Origin of the sequence: Acinetobacter sp. UBA6720 (assembly GCF_002454215.1) — a bacterium.
GTDB lineage: Bacteria > Pseudomonadota > Gammaproteobacteria > Pseudomonadales > Moraxellaceae > Acinetobacter.
Window position 1 is genome coordinate 1 of sequence record NZ_DKIK01000022.1, and the last position, 3165, is coordinate 3165.

Annotated in this window: 4 protein-coding genes and 1 pseudogene; 4 read left to right on the plus strand and 1 reads right to left on the minus strand. The window is 45.2% G+C overall.

The genetic code is table 11. The features are described 5' to 3' along the window. From B4F08_RS02235 to ahr, 4 genes and pseudogenes are all read left to right on the plus strand, one after another. Positions 1–86, plus strand: a pseudogene (locus B4F08_RS02235) (M23 family peptidase); the annotation flags it as partial. A gap of 15 nt (positions 87–101) precedes the next feature. Beyond that, positions 102–347: a hypothetical protein gene (locus B4F08_RS02240; protein WP_004691836.1), complete on the plus strand. Its 246-nt coding sequence runs from the start codon at positions 102–104 to the stop codon at positions 345–347. 19 nt (positions 348–366) lie between these two features. Next, a complete protein-coding gene (locus B4F08_RS02245; protein WP_104221720.1) occupies positions 367–921 on the plus strand; it encodes a DNA-3-methyladenine glycosylase I in 555 nt (184 codons plus the stop codon). Positions 922–957: 36 nt separating this feature from the next. Then, a complete protein-coding gene (gene ahr / locus B4F08_RS02250) occupies positions 958–1980 on the plus strand; it encodes an NADPH-dependent aldehyde reductase Ahr (RefSeq protein WP_130235505.1) in 1023 nt (340 codons plus the stop codon). Positions 1981–2008: 28 nt separating this feature from the next. Here the strand turns inward: ahr and B4F08_RS02255 are convergent. Beyond that, the coding region (locus tag B4F08_RS02255; RefSeq protein WP_291372870.1) for a PLP-dependent aminotransferase family protein at positions 2009–3165 on the minus strand (1157 nt) is incomplete at its 5' end.

The window sequence follows — 3165 nt, forward strand, 5'->3', positions numbered from 1 at the left end:
GGCACACAGCCCCACATTTGCATTATGGACTTTATTTACAAGGTAAAGGCCGTGGTGCAGTAAATCCCTATCCTTATTTACGTTAACTTTAGGAATTTTTCATGTCAGAAGCGTTGATCAACCGTCTGGTCGAATTTGCTGAATCAGGCAATCAACAAAAAATCATCTTGGCTGGACAAAACCACCAAGGTTGGATCATGGAAATTACTGAAGATGCGCTTTTAATCAGTACTGGATTTGCTGAAAAAACAGGAAAAGATGTTTGGATTAACTTTTCCGACCTCGAACACGCCCAATTATTTTATTGGGACAATCAACACGACCAATGGGCACCTTTTACCCTATAAAAAGATCAGGAGCATGTTCATGACCACTCAACGCTGCAGATGGTGCTCCTCAGACCCACTTTACATCGACTACCATGATCATGAGTGGGGTAAACCACTACATAATGAAAAGCAATTATTTGCGATGCTCTGCCTCGAAGGTCAACAAGCGGGGCTTTCATGGATTACCGTCCTGAAAAAACGTGAACATTATCATCGCCAGTTTTTTCAATATTCCATTGAACAGATTGCGGCTCTAAGTGATACAGACTTAGCAGAAAAAGTCCAAGATATCGGCTTAATTCGCCATATCGGGAAGCTGACCGCCATTCGTGACAATGCGATTGCATGGCAAGCCCTGAAACAACAAGGTATCAACCCCGTTGAGTGGCTCTGGAACTTTGTCGGGCAACACGCAATCAACAATGATGTCCCTGACTACCGTACAGCGCCTGCACAGACACCTCAAAGCCAAAATATGTCTAAAACCCTAAAAAAACAGGGCTTTAAATTTGTCGGACCCACCACCTGCTATGCCTTTATGCAAGCAGTCGGTATGGTCAATGATCACGAAAATAGCTGTCATTTTAAATAAAAGTACATAAAAAACAGGAAAATAAGGATATAGAATATGACGGATAACACCATTCGTGCCTATGCGGCAATGCAAGCAGGCGCAGCACTACAACCCTATCAATTCGATGCAGGTGAACTGCAACCACATCAGGTCGAAGTCCAAGTCGAATATTGTGGATTGTGCCATTCCGATGTTTCGGTCATTAACAATGAATGGAACTCTTCGGTCTATCCCGTTGTCGCTGGTCATGAAATTATTGGCACCATCAGTCGCTTAGGCTCCGAAGCCAAAGGGCTTAAACTTGGACAGCGCGTCGGTATTGGCTGGACGGCAGAAAGCTGCCAACACTGTGACCCCTGTGTGTCGGGCCAACAAGTACTCTGTACAGGTGGGCCGACAGCAACCATCGTCGGTCATGCAGGTGGCTTTGCCGACAAAGTTCGCGCAGGTTGGCAGTGGATTATTCCTTTACCTGAAGAGCTGGATCCTGAATCCGCAGGTCCTTTATTGTGTGGCGGTATTACCGTTTTTGATCCGATTTTAAAACACCAAATTCAAGCCATTCACCATGTTGGCGTGATTGGCATCGGTGGTTTAGGGCATATGGCTATTAAGTTACTTCGAGGATGGGGCTGTGAAATTACGGCGTTTACCTCGAACCTCGACAAAACGGAAGAACTCAAGGCCATGGGTGCAGATCATGTGGTGAATAGCCGTGATGTGGATGCGCTTAAAACCCAGCGAGGCAAATTCGATCTATTGCTCAGTACGGTGAATGTCACGCTCAATTGGCCTGCCTATATTAGTACACTGGCACCGAATGGCACGATCCATCTTCTAGGCTTGCCCCTTGAGCCCATCAAGTTAAATGCAGGTAGTCTAATTGGTGGAGCAAAGTCTATCACGGGTTCACCCACTGGCTCACCTGCGGCATTACGTCAGCTACTCAAATTCGCTGCACGTAAAAACATTGCACCACAAATTGAACTGTATCCTATGTCACAGTTGAATGAAGCACTGGAACGGTTGCATTCTGGAAAAGCTCGTTATCGTATCGTTCTCAAAGCCGATTTTTAATCCATAAGCGCCTCAAAACAGGCGCTTTTTATACCGCTTGTTTGACCAACGTCGAACTACTGAGTTGCGCTTTCACCCAATCGGCCAACAAGGTGACTGCCGCGCGAATATCTGTTGAAATTTCATGACCTGCATTGAGGCGGATACAGTTTTTATAACGCTGCCCTTCACCAAAGACTTCTCCTGGCACAATATTAATACCGTGCTGCTGAGCAAAATAGTACATATCTAAACCATCGATACACTCGGGTAGCTGTAACCACAGCGCATAACCACCTAAGGGTTGATTGATACGTAGCTCAACCCCGTCAAAGGCATGCTGAATCATGTGTCGGTATTGCTCAACTTGCTGTTTCAAAATCGGCTTTAACTGCTGTAAATGCTCCCGATAAGCACGACTATAAATGAGATCGGCCAGTGCCAACTGTAAAGGCGTATTCACTGTGATATTTTGCATCAGTAACGTAGCCTTCAAATGCGCTAAGCGCTGCGGAATACAGAACCAACCTACCCGATACGCAGTTGAAAGTGATTTGGAAACCGAACCACAGAAAATCACATAACCGTGCTGATCCCAATACTTAATCGGCAGCGGACGACTCGAGCTGAAACTACATTCACCATAAATATCATCTTCAATCACATAGCATTGATAGCGCGCTGCCAGTTGTGCAATTTTTTCTTTTTCTGCATTGCTTAAACAAAACCCTAATGGATTTTGATAATTGGCCGTGAGTAAACACGCTTTTGCGCCTGAGCTTTGCATGACCTGCTCTAAACGTTCAAGATCAAAGCCTTGAGTATCGGCTGGAATTTCAATAATTTTTCGTTTTAACCCCGCCAACATTTGCAACTGACCATTAAAATTTGGAGTCGGTACAATTACGCTGTCCCCTTCCTTGCTGAGGTGTTGGATCATCACCGACAGCGCAGGCATACAGCCATTGCTGATGTAAATATCATCCTGCGAAATATAGAAGCCATCTTCAGCCCAATGCTCAGACAAAGCCTGTCGCAAACGAATATGGCCTTGCTTATCGCTATATAAAAAATCTTCAGGTTGGCTGTGTTTTAAGGCGCGTTGAATGGAACGGCGGAGCGCTTCTACAGGCACATGTTTTGGAGAAAGCTGAATCGCTCCCAAATGGATGAGACGGCTATTAATGGAAGACTGTTGAATTTCCA

Coding starts and splice junctions, on each gene's coding strand:
- B4F08_RS02240 (WP_004691836.1), top strand. CDS start 102: ATGTCAGAAGCGTTGATCAACCGTCTGGTCGAATTTGCTGAATCAGGC.
- B4F08_RS02245 (WP_104221720.1), top strand. CDS start 367: ATGACCACTCAACGCTGCAGATGGTGCTCCTCAGACCCACTTTACATC.
- ahr (WP_130235505.1), top strand. CDS start 958: ATGACGGATAACACCATTCGTGCCTATGCGGCAATGCAAGCAGGCGCA.